This window comes from Eubacterium oxidoreducens (assembly GCF_900104415.1).
GTDB lineage: Bacteria > Bacillota > Clostridia > Lachnospirales > Lachnospiraceae > Eubacterium_C > Eubacterium_C oxidoreducens.
On record NZ_FMXR01000018.1, the window covers coordinates 44029 to 67256 of the forward strand.

The 23228-nt window shown below is 41.6% G+C and carries 23 protein-coding genes; 19 read left to right on the plus strand and 4 right to left on the minus strand.

All coding sequences use genetic code 11. From position 1 onward, the window contains the following. Window positions 1-10: 10 nt before the first annotated feature. Complete coding sequence (locus BLS20_RS11450; protein ID WP_090174504.1) at window positions 11-616, minus strand: hypothetical protein; 606 nt, start codon at window positions 614-616, stop codon at window positions 11-13. A gap of 293 nt (window positions 617-909) precedes the next feature. On the opposite strand from BLS20_RS11450, the gene BLS20_RS11455 reads away from it, so the two are divergent. Genes BLS20_RS11455 through truA form a run of 8 tightly spaced genes read left to right on the plus strand, consistent with a single transcriptional unit; the run spans window position 910 to window position 9065 of the window. Further along, complete coding sequence (locus tag BLS20_RS11455) at window positions 910-2478, plus strand: VanW family protein (protein ID WP_090174505.1); 1569 nt, start codon at window positions 910-912, stop codon at window positions 2476-2478. Window positions 2479-2529: 51 nt separating this feature from the next. Continuing rightward, window positions 2530-3516, plus strand: coding sequence for an AIR synthase-related protein (locus tag BLS20_RS11460; protein ID WP_176762395.1), 987 nt, complete (start codon window positions 2530-2532; stop codon window positions 3514-3516). 31 nt (window positions 3517-3547) lie between these two features. Then, a complete protein-coding gene (locus BLS20_RS11465; RefSeq protein ID WP_090174530.1) occupies window positions 3548-4030 on the plus strand; it encodes an Lrp/AsnC family transcriptional regulator in 483 nt (160 codons plus the stop codon). After that, window positions 4027-5193 carry an aminotransferase class I/II-fold pyridoxal phosphate-dependent enzyme gene (locus BLS20_RS11470; protein ID WP_090174507.1) on the plus strand — a complete coding sequence of 389 codons (1167 nt, stop codon included), beginning with the start codon at window positions 4027-4029 and terminating at the stop codon, window positions 5191-5193. Before BLS20_RS11465 ends, BLS20_RS11470 begins: the two co-directional genes overlap by 4 nt. 1 nt (window position 5194) lies before the next feature. After that, window positions 5195-5704, plus strand: coding sequence for a tRNA (cytidine(34)-2'-O)-methyltransferase (locus BLS20_RS11475; protein WP_090174508.1), 510 nt, complete (start codon window positions 5195-5197; stop codon window positions 5702-5704). Window positions 5705-5708: 4 nt separating this feature from the next. Beyond that, the gene (locus BLS20_RS11480) at window positions 5709-7487 is read left to right on the plus strand and encodes an energy-coupling factor transporter ATPase (protein ID WP_090174509.1); all 1779 of its coding nucleotides are present in this window, start codon (window positions 5709-5711) and stop codon (window positions 7485-7487) included. 5 nt (window positions 7488-7492) lie between these two features. Beyond that, a complete protein-coding gene (locus tag BLS20_RS11485) occupies window positions 7493-8314 on the plus strand; it encodes an energy-coupling factor transporter transmembrane component T family protein (protein ID WP_090174510.1) in 822 nt (273 codons plus the stop codon). Window positions 8315-8327: 13 nt separating this feature from the next. Beyond that, window positions 8328-9065, plus strand: a complete 738-nt coding sequence (gene truA / locus BLS20_RS11490) for a tRNA pseudouridine(38-40) synthase TruA (RefSeq protein WP_090174531.1) — start codon at window positions 8328-8330, stop codon at window positions 9063-9065. A gap of 34 nt (window positions 9066-9099) precedes the next feature. Here truA and BLS20_RS11495 read toward each other — a convergent pair whose 3' ends face one another. Next, window positions 9100-9666, minus strand: a complete 567-nt coding sequence (locus tag BLS20_RS11495; RefSeq protein ID WP_090174511.1) for a helix-turn-helix domain-containing protein — start codon at window positions 9664-9666, stop codon at window positions 9100-9102. A 304-nt stretch (window positions 9667-9970) separates the two neighbouring features. Between BLS20_RS11495 and BLS20_RS11500 the strand changes: the two genes are divergently transcribed. From BLS20_RS11500 to BLS20_RS11535, 8 genes are all read left to right on the plus strand, one after another. Further along, window positions 9971-11341, plus strand: a complete 1371-nt coding sequence (locus BLS20_RS11500) for a short-chain fatty acid transporter (RefSeq protein WP_090174512.1) — start codon at window positions 9971-9973, stop codon at window positions 11339-11341. 427 nt (window positions 11342-11768) lie between these two features. Beyond that, window positions 11769-12197: a 50S ribosomal protein L13 gene (gene rplM / locus BLS20_RS11505; RefSeq protein ID WP_090174513.1), complete on the plus strand. Its 429-nt coding sequence runs from the start codon at window positions 11769-11771 to the stop codon at window positions 12195-12197. A 16-nt stretch (window positions 12198-12213) separates the two neighbouring features. Then, window positions 12214-12609 (plus strand): 30S ribosomal protein S9, encoded by a 396-nt coding sequence (rpsI, locus tag BLS20_RS11510; RefSeq protein WP_090174514.1) that lies wholly within the window; start codon window positions 12214-12216, stop codon window positions 12607-12609. 275 nt (window positions 12610-12884) lie between these two features. Beyond that, window positions 12885-14192 carry an ATP-binding protein gene (locus tag BLS20_RS11515; RefSeq protein WP_090174515.1) on the plus strand — a complete coding sequence of 436 codons (1308 nt, stop codon included), beginning with the start codon at window positions 12885-12887 and terminating at the stop codon, window positions 14190-14192. A 581-nt stretch (window positions 14193-14773) separates the two neighbouring features. Beyond that, the gene (locus BLS20_RS11520; RefSeq protein ID WP_090174516.1) at window positions 14774-15352 is read left to right on the plus strand and encodes a TetR/AcrR family transcriptional regulator; all 579 of its coding nucleotides are present in this window, start codon (window positions 14774-14776) and stop codon (window positions 15350-15352) included. Between the two features lie 186 nt (window positions 15353-15538). Then, window positions 15539-16558, plus strand: coding sequence for an NAD-dependent epimerase/dehydratase family protein (locus tag BLS20_RS11525; protein ID WP_090174517.1), 1020 nt, complete (start codon window positions 15539-15541; stop codon window positions 16556-16558). Between the two features lie 36 nt (window positions 16559-16594). Next, on the plus strand, window positions 16595-16948 hold the full coding sequence (locus tag BLS20_RS11530; RefSeq protein ID WP_090174518.1) for an AtpZ/AtpI family protein: 354 nt from the start codon (window positions 16595-16597) through the stop codon (window positions 16946-16948). 228 nt (window positions 16949-17176) lie between these two features. Next, window positions 17177-17497 (plus strand): putative heavy metal-binding protein, encoded by a 321-nt coding sequence (locus tag BLS20_RS11535; RefSeq protein WP_090174519.1) that lies wholly within the window; start codon window positions 17177-17179, stop codon window positions 17495-17497. A gap of 334 nt (window positions 17498-17831) precedes the next feature. Here the strand turns inward: BLS20_RS11535 and BLS20_RS11540 are convergent, their stop codons facing one another. Next, the gene (locus BLS20_RS11540) at window positions 17832-18902 is read right to left on the minus strand and encodes a lysylphosphatidylglycerol synthase transmembrane domain-containing protein (protein ID WP_176762396.1); all 1071 of its coding nucleotides are present in this window, start codon (window positions 18900-18902) and stop codon (window positions 17832-17834) included. A gap of 12 nt (window positions 18903-18914) precedes the next feature. Then, window positions 18915-20222 (minus strand): glycosyltransferase family 2 protein, encoded by a 1308-nt coding sequence (locus tag BLS20_RS11545; protein WP_090174521.1) that lies wholly within the window; start codon window positions 20220-20222, stop codon window positions 18915-18917. A 136-nt stretch (window positions 20223-20358) separates the two neighbouring features. Between BLS20_RS11545 and BLS20_RS11550 the strand changes: the two genes are divergently transcribed. Genes BLS20_RS11550 through BLS20_RS11560 form a run of 3 tightly spaced genes read left to right on the plus strand, consistent with a single transcriptional unit; the run spans window position 20359 to window position 23202 of the window. Then, window positions 20359-21057, plus strand: coding sequence for a response regulator transcription factor (locus tag BLS20_RS11550; RefSeq protein ID WP_090174522.1), 699 nt, complete (start codon window positions 20359-20361; stop codon window positions 21055-21057). Next, entirely contained in the window at window positions 21050-22411 is a 1362-nt protein-coding gene (locus BLS20_RS11555) for a HAMP domain-containing sensor histidine kinase (RefSeq protein WP_090174523.1), read from the plus strand. The genes BLS20_RS11550 and BLS20_RS11555 overlap by 8 nt, the downstream gene beginning before the upstream one ends. 32 nt (window positions 22412-22443) lie before the next feature. Continuing rightward, window positions 22444-23202, plus strand: a complete 759-nt coding sequence (locus tag BLS20_RS11560) for a DUF4097 family beta strand repeat-containing protein (protein WP_090174524.1) — start codon at window positions 22444-22446, stop codon at window positions 23200-23202. Window positions 23203-23228: the final 26 nt, after the last annotated feature.

Consider the following 23228-nt stretch of genomic DNA (forward strand, 5'->3'; position numbering starts at 1 on the left):
TGCCGGTCTTTTATTTGATGAGATTTAATTTTTCGAGAATTCGTTTTCTGGAATCACTTTGAAGAGCAGAAGCTTTCGTTTCTAATTCGCGAAGCTTGGCTGCATTAGCATCTTTTTTGTATAACAGGGCAAGCTGCACGTAGGTATCGGTGATATCAGAGCCTATAGAAACTGCAAAGGCATATGTGGTGCGGGCTTCCTGTGTAAGACCAAGTTCTTTTAGACGATATCCAAGCTGATTTAATGTGCGAATTAAAATCGTAAAGTTCTCGTCATACTCCATAAGAAGTGGGAGATTAGGTGCCCCGTATTCTTTTTTTAGTTCGGTATTTGTCTTGCCAATCAGATTGAGAATCTTTTTGTCTGATAAATCGACTAAAGGAGCTTCGCACTGGTTTAGCTGTTCGTCGTCACTAAGACGACAAAAAGGTAGTAATTCCTCTGGAATTTTGATATAATCCAAATTGCTTATGTCGCGTCGAGGGGTGGAATTCGCTTCGTTTTCACGCTCCCAAAAGTTCTCGGTACGTGCAGCATCTTTTTGTGCCGTGTAGCGTGAACGAAAGGTTAAAAATGCGGCAATGCATAGGAAGATAGCAAGGCATGGAAATAACATAATAGCCTCCGTGTCAATAAATATTTATAATGAGGTGATACCATGAATTCACGCAATTCAAGAAAGAAAAGAGTCATAGCCATGGCAATCGTGGTCGTAATCGTAGCAGTAATGATTCTGTCTGCAATCATTTCAGGGATTGCATAGACAAATGCTGATTACTATCAAATAAAAATATACTAAAAAGCCCTTTGCAATGTCAAATAATTCGTGGATATTCATCTAGAATTTTTCGGGATTACAAGACTATAATAAGGGCGTAGACTGGAAACGATTTGAGAAGGAGAATCATTTTGAAGAAAGTATGGAAACTGACGGCTTGTGCAGGTGCAATTGCAATGGGACTGCTCTTTGGCGGTTCATGGAACGAAGCGCAGGCGGCGCAGGACACACAAGATACAGTAATCGCAGATAACGTTTATATTGGGGAAGTGGCTGTTGGTGGAATGACTGAGGCGCAAGCCCAAAAAGCGGTAGAAGAATACGTAGATGAACTTCTCGCGAAGAAGATTACCTTGACGGCGGATGAGAATACGGCCAAAATTAAGGCATCGAAACTCGGCGTTGAGTGGGCTAATACGGATGTCGTAGATGAGGCGTTGCATCTTGGAGAAATCGGTAATATCGTTTCGCGGTACAAGGAAATCGCCGATCTTGAGAATGGAAGCAAGACGATACCGCTTACATTTTCCGTTGATGAGGATGAGGTAGCAGAGGCGATTGAGTCAAAGACAGAAAAGCTCAATACGGAACCGGTCGATTACAGCCTTAAAAGAACGAATGGATCCTTTGAAATAGTTGAAGGGAAAGACGGTGTTGTTGTAGATGTTGAGGCATCTGTGCAACTTGTGAAGGATTTTGTTGAAAATGAATGGAGTGTATCTGATACAACGGTTGCGCTTGAGGTGGAAGTAGAAGCACCGGGTGGTTCGGAAGAAGAATTGGCGAAGGTACAGGACGTATTAGGTAAGTTCTCGACAGATTATTCGTCCTCGGCAGCAGGACGTGCACAGAATGTGGCAAATGGTGCAAGTAAAATCAATGGAACCATTGTTTATCCTGGTGAGACATTTTCGGTATATGATACCGTAAGCCCGTTTGAGGCAGAGAATGGCTATGCGCTTGCCGGTTCTTATGAGAATGGAACGACCGTAGAGACGTATGGCGGAGGAATCTGTCAGGTATCGACAACACTTTATAATGCCGTGATTCGAGCGGAGCTTGAAGTGGTTGAGCGATATGCGCATTCGATGCTGGTAAGTTACGTAGATCCATCTGCGGATGCGGCAATCGCGGGAACTTATAAGGATTTTAAATTTACAAATAATACGGATGCACCGATTTACATCGAAGGTGTGACATCCGGAGGAATCATAACCTTTACGGTATATGGAGAAGAAACAAGGGATTCGAACCGTGAAGTGAGTTTTGTCAGTGAGACTACTTCAACCACGGAACCTGAGACACAGTACAAGGCATCAAGTGCCAAGATTGGCTCCATGACAACAGTTCAAAATTCGCATATCGGCAAGACTGCAATCTTGTGGAAGGTCGTAACAGTGGATGGCGTTGAACAAAGTAGGGAGCAATTTAACAGCAGTACGTATAAAGCTTCTCCAACCATTATTGAAGTTGGAACGGCTTCCTCAAGCAGCGAAGCGACGGCGGCTGTGAAGAAGGCAATTGCAACGCAGGATGCTTCGAAGATTAAGGCAGCCATCGCGGCTAATACAGATGAGGCCTTAGAAAAAGCTGCCAAGGAAGATGAGGAAGACGATAGCGACAGCAAGTCGTCTAAGAAGTCGGACTCTAGTGATTCTAGTTCTTCTAAGAAAAAGAGCAGTAGCAGTGATGATGAATAAATTCGTAGAGGTTGTCTCAGAATATGGGATAACCTCGCTTTGTATTGGGATATGAAGATAGGAAAGATTCGAGGAAACGCTTATCAGCGGGCAATCATTAAGGAATTTCATAATAGGCGCGAAGACGTATGTTTCTATCCGGGTGCGGACGCTGCAAGGGTCTCGCTAGGAGACGAGCAGCAGATGATCTGTGCAACCGAAACGATGATAGATACTTTTGAAGGCGCAGAGAAGCTGGCGCTTCATAGAGCCTGTAACAATCTGTATGCAGCCGGAGGAACACCAAGGGCTGTGCAGATGGCAATTACGCTTCCGCAAGACTACGAGGAAGCAGCATTTCGCAGGATGATGAGACGCATAGATGCGTTTTGTGAGACCAATCAGTTGCAGCTTGCAGGCGGTCATACGGAGGTCGCAGACGCGGTGAACGCTCCGATTGTGACAGCTTTAGCGGTCGGGGCGGTTAAAAATGGAGAATATCTGTCACCGAAGCAGATGGAGGCCGGCATGGAATTGGTTCTTGCAGGTCCTATTGCAAAAGAAGGAACGCTAGTCGTTTTGACGCGGCTAGAAGAGAAATTAAAAAGCCATTTTACAGGAGCTTTTTTAGATGAGGCCCGGCAGAAGGTGGAAGATTTATCGATTGCAAAGATTGCGCAATATGCCAAAAAGCATGGTGCAAGAGCGATGCATGATCTTGCCGGAGGTGGAGTGTTTGGAGCACTTTGGGAGATGGCGGATTCGGCCGGAGTCGGTCTTGAGGTTGACCTAAAGGCGATTGTGATTGAGCAGCAAAGCGTGGAGGTCTGTGAATATGCAGGACTTAATCCGTATGAGCTGGCTTCTTCGGGTAGTGTGCTGATTGCAACTTGGGATGGTGCATTGCTGGTGCAAGCGCTTATGGATGCCGGGATAAAGGCTACGCTCATAGGCAGGACAACAGACGGTAATGACAGGATTCTTCGCAATGGAGAAGAGGTTCGCTATTTGGATTTGCCAAAAGCGGATGAATTATATAAACTTGATACATGTGATTAGTAAAGGTGGAAAATTTCAGGAGGATATTATTATGCGTGAGAAGATTTTGACATTTATAGAAAAGAACAGCCGCATCGACCTTGGCGAACTTGCAGTTGTGCTTGGGATTGATGAGGAAGCAGTTTTAAACGAAGTACAAAGAATGGAAGAAGAGCATATCATCTGTGGTTATCATACGATGATTGACTGGGAAAAGACCGGAATCGAAAAGGTATCTGCATTGATTGAAGTGCGAGTTACTCCACAGCGTGGACAAGGATTTGATCATATTGCGGAGAGAATCTACAATTATCCGGAAGTGGATAGTGTGTTTTTGATTTCTGGAAGCTTTGACCTTCTGGTATCGATTGAAGGTAAGACACTTCGCGAAGTGAGCCAGTTTGTTAGCAGTAAGCTTTCAACACTTGAATCCGTACTTAGTACACAGACGAACTTTATTTTACGAAAATATAAAGACCATGGTACGGTACTTGCTGAAAAGAATAAAGATGAAAGGATGCAGATTACGTTATGAGAAACCCGTTATCAGATACAGTCGTAGAACTACAGCCATCCGGTATTCGTAAATTCTTTGACATTGTAACAGAGATGGAAGATGCAATCTCTCTTGGTGTTGGGGAACCGGATTTTGCAACACCTTGGCATATTCGTGATGAGGGTATTTATTCTCTGGAAAAAGGGCGTACTTTTTATACCTCGAATGCCGGTCTTAAAGAATTGAAGATTGAAATATGTAAATTTTTAAACAGAAGATATGATCTTTCCTATGATTACCAGGACGAGACCATGGTAACGGTAGGAGGAAGTGAAGGAATTGATATTTGCTTTCGGGCAATGCTGAATCCCGGCGATGAGGTATTGATTCCGCAGCCAAGTTATGTATCGTATTACCCGTGTGCCAAGATTGCGGGTGGAGAACCTGTTATCATTAATTTGAAGGCAGAAAATGAATTTCGTTTGACAAAGCAGGAACTGCTTGATGCGATTACGCCTAAGACCAAGCTTTTGGTTCTTCCGTTCCCGAATAATCCTACGGGTGCGGTCATGGAGAAAAAAGATCTAGAAGAAATTGCACAAGTCATTATAGACAATGATTTATATGTCCTTTCGGATGAGATTTATTCAGAACTGACTTATCTTGATCAGCATGTTTCAATTGCGTCTCTTCCGGGAATGAAGGAGAGAACTATTTTGATTAATGGTTTTTCTAAGTCGCATGCTATGACAGGCTGGAGACTTGGATATGCATGTGGACCAAAACAGATCATTTCGCAGATGCTAAAGATTCATCAGTTTGCAATTATGTGTGCGCCAACGACTAGTCAGTATGCAGCAGTGGATGCGCTTCGCAATGGAGATGAAGATGTGGCCCATATGCGTGAGGAATATAATGGTAGACGTCGTTATCTTCTTCACCGATTTAAACAGATGGGATTGGAATGCTTTGAGCCATATGGAGCGTTTTATATGTTCCCTTGCATTAAGGAATTTGGCATGACGAGTGATGAGTTTGCAACGAATCTCCTTATGGCTGAGAAAGTTGCCGTAGTTCCGGGTACTGCGTTTGGCGATTGCGGAGAAGGATTCCTTCGAATCTCTTATGCATATTCGCTTGAGAATCTAAAAGAGGCTCTAGATCGTATGGAACGTTATATTACAACATTGAGGAACAAGTAAGATGGCACAACTTAACATTGTTTTATTTGAGCCGGAGATACCGGCGAATACAGGGAATATCGGTCGTACCTGTGTGGCGACAAATACGCGTCTGCACCTGATTGAACCGCTTGGATTTATGCTGACAGAAAAGGCGATTAAGCGAGCGGGCATGGATTATTGGGCAGATTTGGACGTGACAAGATATGTTAATTTTCAGGATTTTTTGGAAAAAAATCCAAAAGCGAAGATTTATTATGCAACGACAAAGGCGAAGCATGTTTATTCGGAGGTTCAGTATGAGCCGGACTGTTATCTGATGTTCGGCAAGGAAAGTGCCGGTATTCCGGAAGAAATCTTAATGGAACATCCGGATGAGTGCGTACGCATTCCGATGCAGGGAGATACACGCTCTTTGAATTTGTCTAATTCAGTGGCAATAATGCTTTATGAGGCGCTGCGACAGAATCAGTTCTTAGGCATGAATCTGGAAGGAGAACTGCATCATCACAAATGGGAGGACATTTGTTAATACCATGGGAATCATTCAGGCTACAAAGGTGTTATATGAATATATTCGTCGTGATGAAGAGGGGAATGCACAAAGCGTGACAAAGGCGTTAGACGACGTAAATGTCGATATTAAGGCCGGCAGTTTTGTGGGAATCCTCGGACATAACGGGTCGGGCAAGTCAACACTTGCCCGTCATTTTAATGCACTTTTGACACCGCAGGAAGGAACGGTTATTGTAGACGGGAAGAATACGTCAGCTGAGCAGAATATACAAGAGATACGCCGCGCTGCAGGAATGGTTTTTCAGAATCCGGATAACCAGATTGTGGCTTCTGTGGTCGAAGAAGATGTGGCATTTGGCCCTGAGAATATGGGACTTGCTTCGGAGCAGATTGAGAAGCGTATTACGGAGGCTCTTGATAGTGTGCAGATGAGCAGCGAACGATTTCGTTCGCCGGGCAAATTGTCCGGAGGTCAAAAACAGCGTGTGGCGATTGCCGGCGTTGTGGCAATGAGAACAAAGTGTATTATTTTGGACGAGCCTACTGCTATGCTAGATCCGATGGGGCGTGAAATGGTTCTTTCGACAATAAAAAAGCTAAATCGTGACCACGGGGTAACGATTATTTTGATTACACACAATATGGAAGAAGTGGTAGATGCAGATACGCTTTTTGTCATGAAGGAAGGCAAAGTTCTTATGCAAGGGACTCCGGAGGAGGTATTTGCACAAGAAAAGTTGCTATCGGAGGCACATCTGCAGCTTCCGCAGGTAACGCAGATGGCCAATTGCCTGCGAGAATATGGGCTATCGCTTTCTAATCCGATTCTGACGACAACGCAACTTGTACGGGAAATTCTTCATCTTCGGCGTATGGGAGCGATGATCGATAAATTGCCAAAAACACCGGCGCTTAAGACGCCGGCAGGCGGCGATGAGTCAATGCCGACATTGATTATCGATCATGTAACGGCGTCTTATGGTGTTGGGACGCCATTTGAGAAAAAAGCTGTTGATGATGTATCCTTTCAAGTAAAAGCCGGTGAATTTATTGGTCTAATCGGACATACAGGAAGTGGAAAGTCGACGCTTGTGCAGCTGCTTAATGGACTTATTACGCCGCAGTCAGGAAGTGTCTTTTATGAAGGAACGGATATTTCCAATCCGGAATATGATAAAAGGAAGTTAAGAACTTGTGTAGGACTGGTGTTTCAATATCCGGAGCATCAGCTGTTTGAAGCAACGGTTTTAAAGGATGTGGCGTTTGGACCTAAGAATATGGGGATGGCAGATAATGAAGCTGAGCTTCGGGCATTTGAGGCATTACAATTAATCGGTGTGGATGCTGAGCTATTTAATCAATCGCCATTTGAATTATCAGGTGGACAAAAACGACGTGTTGCAATTGCCGGAATTTTGGCGATGAAACCTCGTGTTTTGATTATGGATGAGCCGACAGCGGGACTAGATCCTGAAAGCCGCGACGAGCTGCTTGCGCTGATTGATGAATTGCGGATAAAACAAAACATGGCTGTGATTTTGGTTTCTCATAGCATGGAGGATGTGGCTCGCTATGCGGATCGGTTGCTGGTAATGAACCAGGGCAAGTTAGTTTATAATGACAAGCCGCATCGGGTATTTGCCTATGCGAAAGAGCTTGAAAAGATTGGGCTAAAGGCGCCTGAGAGTGCATATGTTACGAGAGAGTTACGTCTACAGGGTTTGGAAGGAATCGGGATGGTGACAACAATGGATGAGGCAGTTTATGAGATTGGCAGACAATTTGCTATAAGACGGTAGGAGACATGGTAAAAGATATTACGTTAGGACAATATTATCCAACTGAATCAGTAATCAATCGCCTAGATCCTCGAGTGAAATTGCTTGGGACTTTAGTGTATCTGATCTCGTTGTTTATCTTTCGGGGATGGCCGGGATTTGTCTGGGCAAGTGTGTTTTTGGGTAGCGTGATTTACCTCTCGAAGATTCCACTGGGCTATGTGCTAAAAGGGGTTCGGGGAATCTATATTTTGTGTATCATTACGGCTTTTTTTAATGTGTTTTTTAAAGCCGGAACACCACTTGTACAGCTGGGTATGGTGATTATCACGGAGGAAGGCGTTTATAATGCTGTCTTTATGTCCCTTCGATTGATTTATCTGGTGATTGGTGCTTCGGTTATGACATTATCCACAACGCCGGCGAAATTAACGGATGGAATAGAAACAGGGTGTGCCTTTATGAAACGGTGGAATATCCCGGTTCATGAGATTGCGATGATGATGACCATCGCGCTTCGTTTTATTCCGATTTTGATGGAAGAAGCAGATAAGATAAAAAAGGCGCAGATGGCACGTGGCGCTGATTTTGAATCTGGAAATCTTGTGAAAAGAGCAAAGGCTATGTTGCCGATTTTAGTGCCTTTGTTTGTGTCGGCATTTCGCAGAGCGAATGATTTGTCGGTGGCGATGGAGGCAAGGTGTTATCACGGCGGTGAAGGCAGGACAAAGTTGCATCCACTTGTGTATGGGCATCGAGATTATTGTGCGTATGTGATTTTGGCGATTTATTTTGCGGCAATGATTGTGATTCGTGTGATAGTGGAAGGAAAGATATTTGGAATATAATGAGGAGTCGCGTATGAAAAGAGTGAAATTGATTGTTGCTTATGATGGGACGAACTATGCCGGATGGCAGCAACAACCAAATGCGGTGACTGTAGAGCAAAAGTTGAATGAGGCACTTACCGATCTTTTAGGAGAGAAGATAGAAGTGATTGGTGCAAGTCGTACGGATGCAGGTGTGCATTCGCTTGGAAATGTTGCGGTTTTTGACACAGATACACGTATTCCGGCAGAGAAGATTAGCTATGCTTTAAATCAAAGACTTCCGGATGATATTGTGGTACAGGATTCTTGTGAAGTGGATGCGGATTTTCATCCGCGATACTGCGATAGCATCAAGACTTATGAGTATCGAATCTTAAATCGTAAGTTCCCGATGCCGGAACACCAAAGAAATACTTATTTTGTGCATCATAAACTTGATGTGGATCAGATGAAAGCAGCATCTTCTTATCTTGTCGGACCGCATGATTTTAAAAGTTTTTGTAGTATTCATGCACAGGTTAAGAGTACGGTTCGAACGATTTATTCGATTCGGGTGTCAAAAGAAGAAGATATTATCAGCATTCGTATCAGTGGAAGTGGTTTTTTGTACAATATGGTTCGGATTATTGCCGGAACGCTTATTATGGTTGGTTCTGGTCGCATAAAGCCGGAACAGATGCCACAGATTCTGGCGGCAAAAGATCGGCAGAAAGCCGGTCCTACAGCGCCGGCACAGGGACTGACGATGATTGGAATTGAATATTTATAAAAAACGGAGGCAGTAGCACTGCTTCCGTTTTTTTTTACATTTGACTGACGACCACGAGCAGCTGCACGATTTCGTCGGAGATGTTTTCGATGGTTCGAAAGAGCCCATGTTCGATGGTGATAGAATCACCGGTGTTTAGATAATAATACTCTTTGCTTGCTTTTGACGGATTGCTTAACGTTAATTTGATGTGCCCGCTTAGGATATAGGCGTATTCCTTACCCTTTTGTGTGACTGGACCAATCTTCGAATGAGGAGGAATGGTGACAAGCATTGGTCGCATCTGTTTGTTTTGAATATCATGGCAAAGTAGTTCGGCTTCCGCATGCGATTCTCCGAATTCGTGATCTAGATGGCTTCCGGTTCCGGCCGGAACGACTCTGGAAATATCATCATCTTCTACCAGATCAGTGACGGTGATGTTATAAAGACCAAGTAAACGTTGTAGTTTGTCGAGGGTGATTCCTGTTCGTCCATTTTCAAGCATTGATAAAAAAGGAACAGAACAAGGAACTTTTTCTGCAACTTCTTTTAGAGTCATATTATTTGCTTTTCGAATCTTTTTTAATTTCTGCCCATAAGCGATATCATATTCTTCCATAAGTAAGAAGTCCCCCTTTCTTCTTCTGGTTCATAGGTTGATTTAATAATACATTATGAAAAAGTTATCCGTCAAATGCATAAAGAACTTAAAAGTTAAGAAAAAATAATAGAAAAATTAAGTAAGCGGTTGCGGGTTTAAGTAGTGAAAATGTATATTGAAAATATCGGAATGTGCCTAGAATACAGGGATATGCATATAAAAAGACATAAAAAAGCAATAGCTTTGTGTAAGTTGACCTACTTAATATTTAGTGATAATATACTAGGTATACAGCAATAAAATTAAGTAGGAGGGAAGGTATATGTTTAAAGCTTTCACAAATGGTTGTGTAAAACTGGTGCAAAAATATCTACCGGATGCATTTGTTTTTTGTATCATTTTGACAATCGTAGTATTTATCGTTGCTATGCCTGTGACAGGAATGAATCCGATCGAGATGGCAAGCGCATGGGGAAATGGAGTATGGAATTTATTGGCATTCTCAATGCAGATGGCATTGGTGTTGGTGCTTGGTAGTGCCTTGGCGAATGCACCTGCGATTAAGCGTTTGATTATTAAATTGGCGCATGTTCCTAAAAAACCGGTGACGGCAATTGGATTTGTATTTGTGATTTCAGGAATCTGCTGCTTTATCAACTGGGGATTCGGTTTGATTATCGGTGCTCTTTTGGCAAAGGAAGTGGCAAAGAACCTGCCAAAAGTAGATTATCGCTTGATTATCGCTGCGGCTTATTCCGGATTCGTTGTATGGCATTCGGGAATATCCGGTTCTATTCCGCTTGGACTTACAGCACTTGGAGAAGATGGTACGGTTGCCAATACCGGAGGTACAGTTACGGAGATTGTCCCGACATCAGAGACGATTTTTTCGCCATGGAATCTTATCATGGTATTAATTGTCATTGTGGTTTTGGCTATTGTTCTTATGAAGATGCATCCGGATCCAAAAAATACGGTTTCAATTGATCCGAAACTGCTTGCGGATGAAGTAGAGGAACAACCGATTCCCAAAACGCCGGCAGAAAGAGTAGAAAACAGTATGGTGCTTTCTTATATTGTAGTAATTCTTGGTGTTGTATTCTTGATTTATTACTTTGTTTCTTCCGGAAGTATATTAAATGCGTTATCATTAAATATTGTAAATTTGATTTTCCTGATTCTTGGAATTGCCTTTCATAGGACACCAATCGGATATGTGCGTGCGATTGGAGAAGCAGCTAAGTCCTCTGGAGGTATCATCCTTCAGTTCCCGTTCTATGCAGGTATTCAAGGCATGATGGTTACAGCCGGTGCAGATGGGGTGTCCCTTGCCGGTGCGATCTCAAGTTTCTTTGTAAGTATTTCGAATGCACACACATTCCCGGTATTTTGCTATTTAGCAGCCGGAATTGTTAATTTCTTTGTTCCATCCGGTGGTGGTCAATGGGCCGTGCAAGGACCGATTATGATGCCGGCAGGTGCAAAACTTGGAGTATCACATGCAGTAACCGCAATGGGCATTGCATGGGGTGATGCGTGGACCAATATGTTGCAACCGTTCTGGGCACTTCCGGCTCTTGGAATTGCAAAACTTGGTGCGCGAGACATTATGGGATATTGTGCTATTGTGTTGATCGTTTCGGGTATTTTGACAGCGCTTGGCTTTTTGTTTATCGTGCCGTTGTTTGTTTAACTCAGTCGGAGTACAAGCTCCGACTGAGTTAAACGCTCCGCGAGGATGCACACGGATTCGGACAGGAATTTGTCTGCTGAAGCAGATCCGAATCCGGCGCGCAAGACTCGCGAGCGAGTCTTGACTCACGATCTGGAATATGGATTTTGGGCTGAGGAAAAGAAGAGATTCTTTTCCTCGGCTTTTTGCTTGAATATATTTGGCAAAAATGATGCGTAATGGATGCACCGATTTTAGATAGATATGTTTTGGAAAAGAGGTTGACAACAGTTGCTGAGGGAAGTATAATAAATCAGTCTGACAAGGACTGAAAATGCATTTCATTAGCCCCGAAATCGCATTTTTATAATAGAAGAAACATCAGAGGAGAGTTATGGTTTCGGACATTTCCATAATACCCTCGCAACAATTTTCTAGGAGGAAATCAATGAAAACATTTATGGCCAGCCCGGCAACAATTGATAGAAAATGGTATGTTGTTGATGCTACAGATAAGACTCTTGGACGTCTTGCATCAGAAGTAGCCAATGTACTTAGAGGAAAGAAGAAACCTATTTACACACCGCATATTGACACAGGTGATTATGTCATCGTTGTAAATGCTGAGAAGATTAAAGTAACCGGTAAGAAGTTAGATCAGAAGATTTATTATCACCATTCAGAATATGTTGGTGGTATGAAAGAGACTACTTTAAAGGAAATGTTAGCAAAGCATCCTGAGAGAGTAATCGAACATGCAGTTAAGGGAATGCTTCCTAAGGGACCTTTAGGAAGAGAGATGTATACAAAATTATTTGTATATGCAGGACCTGACCACAAGCATGCAGCTCAGAAGCCGGAAGAGTTAACATTTTAATAGGAGGTAGATTTCAATGGCAAATACAGCAAAGTATTATGGAACTGGTAGAAGAAAAAAATCAATCGCCAGAGTTTATTTAGTACCGGGAACAGGAAAGATTACAATCAATAAGAGAGATATTGATGAATATTTAGGATTAGAGACATTAAAGGTAGTTGTTCGTCAGCCACTCGTTGCTACAGATACTGTTAACAAGTTTGATGTGATTGTTAATGTAAAAGGTGGCGGATTTACAGGACAGGCCGGAGCTATCCGTCATGGTATCTCACGTGCTTTACTTCAGGCAGATGCTGATTACAGACCTACTTTGAAGAAGGCTGGATTCTTAACACGTGACCCACGTATGAAAGAACGTAAGAAATACGGTCTCAAAGGCGCACGTAGAGCACCACAGTTCTCAAAGAGATAATGCGCGTAGCAATGAGCCATGCGCTTGTAAAAAAGACATTCCAGATGAATGCTTGCATTCAGACTGGGATGTCTTTTTTTGCAAGCATACGGCGAATGCCGCGACAACGAGGGATGCGAAGCATTCCGAGTCTGTTGGCATGGCGGATGTTTCTGGGGTGTTTCATTATGTAAATCTATAAAAATGTAGAATTCTACAACTTTGTTGATTAAGACAATGCTATGTGATAAGATTTAATTGACAAAAATGTAGAATTCTACAATTTAGGAGATTATATGATAAAAAGAGATAAATATCTGACTCAGTTAATCAGTGCAAAGAACAATGGATTTCCGAAGGTAATAACAGGTGTGAGAAGATGTGGAAAGTCATTTCTTCTTAAAGAAATATATAGAGAATACCTGCTTTCAGATAATGTTCCGGAGAATAGAATAATTATCTTGGAATTGGATGATGATAAAAACAGTAATTATCGTGATCCTTTGGAACTAGGAGTATATATAAGGGAAAAATGCAAAGATAAAGAGAATTACTATGTGTTTATTGATGAGATACAAAAGGTATATTCGATAATTAATCCTAACCTTACCGATGGCAAACATGTTTTGGCAAATTCTGATGACACTGAAGTAATATCATTCGTAGACGTTGTACTCGGACTATCAAGAGAAAAGAATATAGATTTATATGTGACGGGATCAAATTCTAAAATGTTGTCTTCAGATATAGTTACTGAATTTAGAGATAAGGCAACAAATATAAAACTTTCTCCGCTTTCATTTGAAGAATACTATGGATATGTCGGAGGCTCGGCAACTGAAGCTATATATTCATATATGCAATATGGTGGAATGCCATTGGCTGTATTAAAAAGTGACGAAGAGAGAAAAGAATATCTAAAGAACTTGTTTACTACAACATACTTCGCTGATATTGTTGAAAGGAATCAGTTGAAAAAGGGAGAGGCTCTGGACGAACTATGTAATATTATTAGTTCTTCAACAGGCACGCTGCTTAATTCAGAAAAAATAGCAAATACATTTGAAAGCGTTAGACATGAAAATATTGATAAACAGACAGTTGAAAACTATATAGGGTATTTTAAAGATGCTTTCCTTTTGCGTGAAGCAAAGCGTTATGATCTGAAGGGAAGAAAAGAAATAGGAGCACTCAGAAAATACTATTTTATTGATACTGGACTACGAAATGCTCGTCTTAATTTTGCTTTTCCGGATGAAGGACAAATGCTTGAGAATATTGTATATAATGAGCTTTGCTATAATGGATATTCTGTAAATGTCGGTGTGTTTGATACGGTAGAGAAAGATAAGAATGGTAAATCCATAAGGAAGAATAATGAAGTGGATTTCTATGCCACTAAAGGACTTAGGTCTCTTTATATACAAGTGACTGCTGACATCTCTAATGCAGAAACAAGAGAAAGAGAAATGCGACCTTATTTTAAGTTAAATGATCAAGTACAAAAGGTGCTTGTTGTAAATAGACCAATTAAGGAATCCATGGATGAAAATGGCTTCACTATAATAGGAATTACTGATTTTTTGATTCGATACATTAAATGAGAGGTGAATAACTGATAGTGCAATAGGCTGGGGCGTGAAAACGCCCTTGTTTTATGCACAGAATATTGAACAGGATGGTAGATATAGGTATAATTATAAACAGTTGCTACAAAGAAAAAATTTAACTCAGTCGGAGAAATCCCCCCACCTCTAAGCGTTAGCGTAGGTGGGGGTTATGACAAACTATACTCAGTCGGGGTACAAGCTCCGACTGAGTTAAACGCTCCGCGAGGATGCGCACGGATTCGGACAGGAATTTGTCTGCTGAAGCAGACCCGAATCCGGCGCGCAAGACTCGCGAGCGAGTCTTGACGTATTTCTGAATAGATTAACTTCCAGCTTTACCCACTAAAGGAGAATGAAACACAATGTACGGTTCATCGCGGTGCGACATTTATTCAAAGTGATGCGGACAAAGTCTGCGGCCGGTTGATTGGGGTTGCAAGCTATGTACGATCGATTTTGCCGGGTTCGTCGAGTCGGAAATAGAATCATAAATGGCTCGGAAAGATACGTTTTTTAACAATATTTTCAAAAAGGTAATTCATATTGGAAGTTACAGGTGTTAGGAGTGTTTTGCTATGAACAAGAATGAGAGCAAGTATTTTAAGTCTGCGGAAAAAATGCATACAGCGTTACTGACACTTCTTGACAGTAAAGATTTCGAACTTATTTCTGTTAAGGAGATATGTGAAACTGCCGGTGTAAACAGATCCACCTTTTATCTTCACTATGATAATGTAAATGATCTTCTTCAGGAAACTGTGGAGGCCGTGTATAAAGATTTCTTTGGGCGTTTTGGTGCTGAGGGGCCCAGATCACTTGATATTGATAAAAAAAATGAGGATGAGTTGTTCCTTGTAACACCCAGATATCTGATGCCATATCTGGATTTTGTGGAAGAGAACCGCAAGCTCTTTTACCTGATGTATGAAAAGAACGAGATGATGGGCGCTGAAAAGACCTATGAAACCTGGTTTAAAACTATATTTGGCCCCATTCTTACAAGGTTTGGAGTTCCCCAAAAAGAACAGCCACTTATCATGGCCTTTCATCTTAAGGGCATTATCGGAGTTGTCACTGAGTGGGTACGAGGTGGATGCATCGAGTCAAAAGATGAGATCATAAGCGTCATACAGAAGTGTATCATCAAGCCATAACGCAGTAAAACACTATATCGAATTTACAAATCAACACTTTTTACAAAACGTGTCGGGACCTATACTCCTGAAATCAACACATTTTGCAAAAAGTGTTGTTCTTTTTGTGTGCTCATTTCACTATAATGACTTCAAGCTCAAAGCAAAGAGCGAAAAATAAATTGAGAATAAGAAAGGAAAAGATAAATGAGCAAAACAAATAAGGTGTATCTGGTAACAGGAGCAGCAGGATTTCTTGGAAGTACAGTCTGCAGAAAGCTTGTAGAAAGAAATGAAAAAGTAAGGGCGTTTGTCCTTGAAGGCGATAAGTCAGCAAAATATCTTCCTGAGGAAGTTGAAATAGCTACCGGCGATCTCTGCAACAAAGATGACCTGGAAAGATTCTTTGAGACACCTGAAGATACGGAAGTAATTGTGCTTCATATAGCGAGCATCGTAACAGTAAACCCAGATTACAGTCAGAAAGTCATGGATGTAAATGTCGGTGGAACAGAAAACATCATAGAGATGTGCAAAGAGCACAATGTTTCAAAGCTTGTCTACTGTTCATCAACAGGAGCAATACCTGAGGAAGAAAAGGGAAGCATACGAGAGTGCGAAGGAGCTATTCCCATTGATCCTGAGAGGATCAAAGGCTGCTACTCATTGTCAAAGGCTATGGCAACAAACGTGGTGCTCAAAGCTGCAAAGGAAGGTCTTAACGCCTGTGTGGTACACCCGTCAGGAATCCTTGGACCTGAGGATTTTGCAATGGGCGAGACCACCAAGACTTTAGTTGACATCATCAATGGGGAGATGCCTGCAGGAATCGATGGAAGCTTTAACCTGTGTGACGTAAGGGATCTGGCTGACGGACTCATTGGGGCAGCTGATAAGGGCAAAAGCGGAGAGTGCTACATCCTTGGAAATGAGCCTGTCAGCTTTAAAGATTTTACAAAGCTTGTATCAGAGGAGAGCGGTTGCAAGCAGATGAAGTTCTTTTTGCCAATACCAGTAGCAAATCTGATTGCCGGGGTACTTGAGAAAAAGGCTAAGAAGACTGGAGAAAAACCTCTTATGACTACATTCTCCGTTTACAACCTTGCAAGAAACAACCGATTTGATTCAAGTAAAGCAAGTAAGGAGCTGGGTTATACCACAAGGTCATATAGAGAGACCATACGTGACGAGATCAGATGGCTCAAAGAAACAGGAAAGATCGCATAAAAAGGACATTTAAGAGAAAAGAAGGAGAAGAATACGATGAACGATTTAGATAAGGTTTATGCAGAAAGTGTTGCAAAGGATTACATGCCAAAGGAAACCAATAAGGTAAGACAGCTGAAAAAACTTGATGAGAGAGCAAAGCTTCCGGCATTTATAACAGCCATGACGCTTGGAATCATTGGGACTTTGATCTTTGGCACAGGGATGTGCTTTGGACTTGGCGTCTTTGGAACAGGAGTAATTTTCATGGTCATCGGGGTGCTACTTGGAATAGTAGGTGCTGCAATCTGCGGCATCAACTATCCTTTATACAAGAAACTCCTTAAAAAGGGTAAGGAAAAATATGCCTTTGAGATTCTGGAACTTGCAAAAGAGATAACAAAATCATAATCAGATTGATGCCCGGAGCTATTTTATTTTTGTGTGAAAAAAGGTATGATAAACCATACGTTATCTGGTGATACAGGAGATGAATCTTTTGGTATGATACATAAAAGTTGATTGTGTGTTTCATGCGAACCTCGCATATGGGAAATGCATTTTGTGTATACTGTTGAATAATATGCTCAAAAGAGGTATAATTATATGCAGTTATAACAAAGAAATGGAGGGGGCATTATGATTTCAACAACAACACCATCAATCGAAGGAAAGCAAATCACCGAATATAAAGGGATTGTATTTGGGGAAGTGGTAGCCGGTGTGAACGTCATTAAGGATTTTAAGGCAGGACTTTCTAATATCTTTGGAGGACGTTCTACTACGTATGAAGATGAACTTATTCAGGCGAGACAACAGGCTATAGCGGAAATGGAAGAACGTGCAGCACAGCTCGGAGCAAATGCCGTAGTAGGTGTCGACATTGATTACGAAGTGCTTGGTTCGGACAATGGAATGCTTATGGTAACGGCATCCGGAACAGCGGTAAATATACAGTAAGTGTTATTATTAACTCAGTCGGAGAAATCCCCCACCTCTAAGCGTTAGCGTAGGTGGGGGTTATGACAAACTATACTCAGTCGGGGTACAAGCTCCGACTGAGTTAAACGCTCCGCGAGGATGCACACGGATTCGGACAGGAATTTGTCTGCTGAAGCAGACCCGAATCCGGCGCGCAAGACTCGCGAGCGAGTCTTGACGGAAATGAACGAATAAAGCAGGTGTATCATCCAATTTTTGCCAAAGTAGGAAAGGGGATGATGCACCTGCTTTATTTGCTTCATTGTTGCGAGAGGGAGAAGATAGAAAAATAGAGCCATAGTTCCCATAAATGTTAGTTTTTGTTTCGTTTGAAACGAATAATTGGAATGATGACAAAGAGAATGATGCAATATAAAATCAGCGTAAAATACATACTTAAGCATCTTCCAAGTAATGCAGCGCCGGCAAGTGTTGAAGCCGGATATAAAACTCTAAAAAGCATCAGGCTCATGCCTTCCGATACACCGGCAGATCCGGGAATCGGAATAAAACCGACCGAAATAAAGATAACACCTTGTAGCAATTCTAGTTCAAGAAAGCTAAATTCCGTGTAGCCGAAACCATAGTATACAATGGCAGGAATGCTATAGAGGCAGATGAACTGCACGATTGCAGTAAGGATGGTTTTGATGGCTATTGTGCGGTCTTTTTTAATAAGACTGTGAAGAGAAGCGTATTCATCGAGAATCCGCTCAACTTTTCCTTGCATCTTGCCGGTCTTTTTACGGTCAAACAAGCTGACTAACCAGCAAAGAAACTGCTTGATTAAGGTGATTGCCCGCTGCGAAAATAAGCATAACAATAAAAGAAGAAAGTAAGCGATATTAATGAAAAGCCCCAGATAGACAAGGTACTTTAGATTGCCGATGGCAGAAACAATAAGGTTATTTAAAGCAATAAATCCAACAAGTCCAAATAAGGAGTTGGCTGCCTCATGTCCGAATAATTGCATGATAACCGCACCTAGTCCATGAGATACGCGTATGTTGTCCTGGTACATGTAATAGATCTGCATAGGCTGACCGCCGGATGAAGATGGTGTGATACCACTGTAAAAGAAACCTACAATTGCATATTTCCAAGAGGTCCACAGTGTAATCTTGTAACCGGCCAATTTGAGCACGCGGTACATATTAAGGCCTTCGAAAAAACTAAATAACAACATCATGATAAGGCCAAGGATAATGATAAGCGGCGATACTTGCTTGATTGTAGCAAGGATATCATGACCGCTTAGATTCTTTATAATTGTATAAAAAGTAAGAAAAAGCGCGGCAATTAAGATGATAACACCTGTAATTACGGATTTTTTGGAAATCTTAGCAGGTTGCCCGGTCTCTTCGTTATGTGTATTAGGTTCCAAAATTCTCCCCTCCTAAGCAGTCTTGTTGAATGCTTCTTGTATATTGGATTGGCTATGGTTTGTTGAATTGCCATGTCGAATCGGTTTCCAATCAACTTTCTTAAAAAGTGCAAGAATTGCAATTGGAAAATAAGTAAACATATAAATCGGAAACATCAATAGATAGCCAAGATGACGGATGCCGATGTCAGGCATATGCTCATGCTCGCAGATATAAGTATAGATACCAAAAGCAAGTAAAGTCAGATAGGTCCTAGATGGAAGCATGAAGCAAGAATAAATGGTAAAAGACATATCCATAGAATTAAAAAGTCCGATTAGCAGTAATGCGATATGTACAAAAAATGCGTATATTGTAATGAAAAAGGCAGGAACATAGGACATCTGCATATCATAGGCGGATAAGGAATGTTCGCAAAATGCTTTCGTCAAAAGTCTTTTGCCATAGCGGTGAAAAACCTGCAGATATCCCTTGACCCAGCGAAGGCGTTGCGTAAAGGAAACACTCAGGCTCACAGGCTGTTCGTCGTAAAAAACGGCAGATTCGTTGTAGCCGATTTTGATATCGTGGTAGATGCATTCAGCAGTGAATTCAATATCTTCTGTTAAAAGATGCCAATTCCAACCGCCAAAGTCTTCTAAAACCTTGCGACTGACAACATAACCGGTACCGGCAACCATGCAACTTGAGCCTTCTAGCATTCTTCCGCGATTGCGAAAACCGGCCTCGTGCATAAACCAAAGACCGTATCCATAGGAAATCCAATTGTCGGTAAGGTTCTTGCTGTTACGGTATCCGGTTACAACATCATAGCCCATAGAAAAGGTGTTGTTGATTTCGGATATAAAATTAGAATCCAAGATGTTGTCGGCATCAAAAATCATAAAGCCGTCGTAGTTTGGGAAATCACCGCTTTCGCGTAATTTGCATATTATATATTCAAGAACATAACTCTTCCCCTTTTTTACGTCATTGAAACGCTCATAGCAAATTGCGCCGTGATTTCTGGCTACGGCAGCGGTATGATCGGTACAGTTATCAGCCACAACATAGATGTCGATGTTGGCCTGGTCATAATTTTGAGCATGAATGCTGTCAATTAAAAAGCCAAGGACCTCGGCTTCGTTCCTTGCGGCAATCAGTATGGCGAATCGGTGCTGCTTTAAAGCAGGAGGTGCCGGTTCCCATTTTCTGAATTTTGAAAAAAAGTAACGAGCCATATATACAAAACAGACAACAAAAGCTGCCAGAATTGTCCAATTAAAGATTCTTGTAATGATTTCCAATTGCGACATATTGGCAATATCGGTAAAAAACATAATCGATCTCTCCCTCACTCTATATTTATTTTATCAGAATAAGATTAAGAAGTAAGTGCCGGATTTCTTAAGAATTCTTAAGAGCATGTTTACGAAAACAATATCAGTTATAATAAAGGACAAAGGAGATAAAATTATGAGTAGTACAACAATTTTATTTGCAGATGATGATGAAGCGATACGCGATGTGCTGAATCTTTTGCTGAGAAGTGAAGGCTATAATACAATTGCTGCATCCAACGGGGAAGAAGTCCTAGAGCAGATGAGCGACGAAATAGATCTTCTTATATTGGATGTGATGATGCCAAAGATGGATGGTATAGAAACCTGCAGACAGGTACGAAAAAAGTATGCAACCCCGATTCTGTTTTTGACGGCAAAGTCTATGGAAGAAGACAAAATCAAAGGATTTTCCGTGGGGGCAGATGATTATCTGGTAAAACCATTTTCTTATACGGAATTAACAATGCGTGTAAATGCGATGCTAAGGCGCTACAGAGAGTATGGGGAAAAGAAAAATACCAATGGGAAAGCTGTGATTGAGTTATTTGGAGATACCGAAATCGATCTAGATGCGCATACCGTAACAAAGAGCGGGAAACGTATAAAGCTGACGGAGATTGAGTATCGGATTTTGCTGCTTCTTGCATCGCATAAGAAAGAAGTCTTTTCGGTACAGCAGATTTATGAGAATATTTGGAAAGAACAATATTTTTATACTTCGAATAATACGGTTATGGTGCATATTCGGAATCTGCGAAAGAAACTAGGCGATACGCCAAAAGACAGTAAATTAATTCAGACTGTTTGGGGAAAGGGCTATAAAGTTGAATAGATTTAAGAAATTTATTGCAGCAAAATTAAAAAGACAGCTGATGATAGCCGGAATCATTTCGCTTTTGATTAGCGTGGTGGCTATGGTATTTGTCTATTCGATTGGAAATGTAGTTTTGGATGAGACGGTATATGGGAAATATTATAGCGATTATATGGTCGACAATGAATTAAACAGCCTTCAAAATTACATAACCAGTCATAATATTTCGTTAGATGAGCTAGATGAGTTAGATGGATGGAGCAAGGAAAGATACAATCGTCTGACGTTATTTGTCGGGGATGAAAATGAGATTCTGTACTGGTCACGGGCAGGGAGCCGCTCGTTTATAGAAAATGTTGATGATATGGAAAAATATGCCGGTACACAGCTGATTTATGATTATGCAATTCTAGGACAAGAGCTTGTTTTTCACAAGGGACAATCGGACGAGAGCACGCTTTATGCATATGTGTACTACCATTCCGGTTATGGATATTATGTATCGACCTTGATTATTTCAGCAGTAGTGGGATGCTTAGTGTTTGCTTTTATGTTTTTTTCGCTTTTTCGAAAAAAAATAGGCTATATTGTGAAGTTAAAGGGAGAGCTGGACATTCTTGCCGGAGGCGATTTGGATTACGAAGTGACGCAAAAGGGGACGGATGAGATTCGTGACCTTGCGATAGGAATTAATGCTATGCGAACGGCGATTATGGATAGGCAGCAGTCGGAAGAAGAGGCAAGAAGAGCAAACGCAGAACTTGTGACGGCGATGAGTCATGATCTTAGAAGTCCACTGACGGCGATGATTGGATATCTAGAGATGGTAAAACGTCATAAATACGAGGATGAAAAACAGCTTGATACCTTTATTGAGAACACCTACCAAAAAGCACTTCAGATAAAGGACATGTCGGATAAATTGTTTGAATATTTCCTGGTATCAAGGTCTGAGGATGAGCCGATTCGGATGGACAAATATGATGCGGCGATGTTGCTGCCGGGTTTGTTGGAAGAGTGCATATTTTCATTGGAATATGAAGGCGCAGTATTTGAAAAAAACCTTTGCGAAATTACAGGTGTGGTTTTGGCGAATGCACAGATGTTAAAACGTGTATTTGATAATATCTATTCTAATTTAAAAAAATATGCTTCGTATGAAGATGCAATAGAAGTTAAGATGTTAGTCGAAGACGCAAAGGTTCGCATCACGATGGAAAATCGTTTGCGAAAGGATGACGCTAAAGAAGAAAGTACGAATATCGGAATAAAGACATGTGAGAAAATAATCCGGTATCACGGGGGTATGTTTGAGCATCGAAAAATAGATTCCAAATTTCGGATTGTGATGGAACTGCCTCTTTCGAAATAAAATCACAAAATGACCGGAGGAATAAAGGGAGTATGTATAAACGAAAAAAGATGATAGCCGGGATTATCCTGATTGCTGCGGTAATGCTGATGGCTTGTGGAAAGGAGCAGACACAGGAGGATGCGGGGTCAGATAGCGGAGTCGGCGAAGAAAAGACAGTATCGAAAGCGGTAGAAGAGATCTTGGTGAATTGGACAGCCGGTGAAGTGAAAGTGCAGTATGGGGATGTGAAAAATATCACATTTTCAGAGTCTTCTAAGCAGGAACTTAGCGAAGATACAACGCTACAATATGAGGAGAACGACAAAGAATTGTCCATCGAATACGCGAAAACGGGTAATCTAGGAGCAGGAGCTATAGATAAGACGCTTGTCATAACGCTGCCGGATTCTTATGTATGTAAACGCTTAAAGGTAGAATTGGTATCGGCAGATCTTATCTTGCCGTCAAAGATTCAGATTGAGGAATGTGAGATTCATTCAGACTCCGGAACAGTTGTGCTAGAAGGCGGGGGAAGTGTGAAAGAGATGAACTGCGAGACGGTATCCGGGAATATAGAATTGGAACTGGATGAGATCGATACGCTGGTATGCGACAGTGTCAGTGCAGATGTGACGCTTTTGCTGCCTAAGGATAGCGGATTTCGGGTGGATACGGAGATGATTGGCGGAGAGTTTGTATCTGACTTTGAGACGAAGCAAAAGGGAGAAATCTATACCGCAGGAGACGCCGGCGCCGGCATTACGATGACATCGTTGTCGGGAGACCTTACAATTGGCATTGGACAATAGCCTTATCCTTAGTCCAAAATGGCATA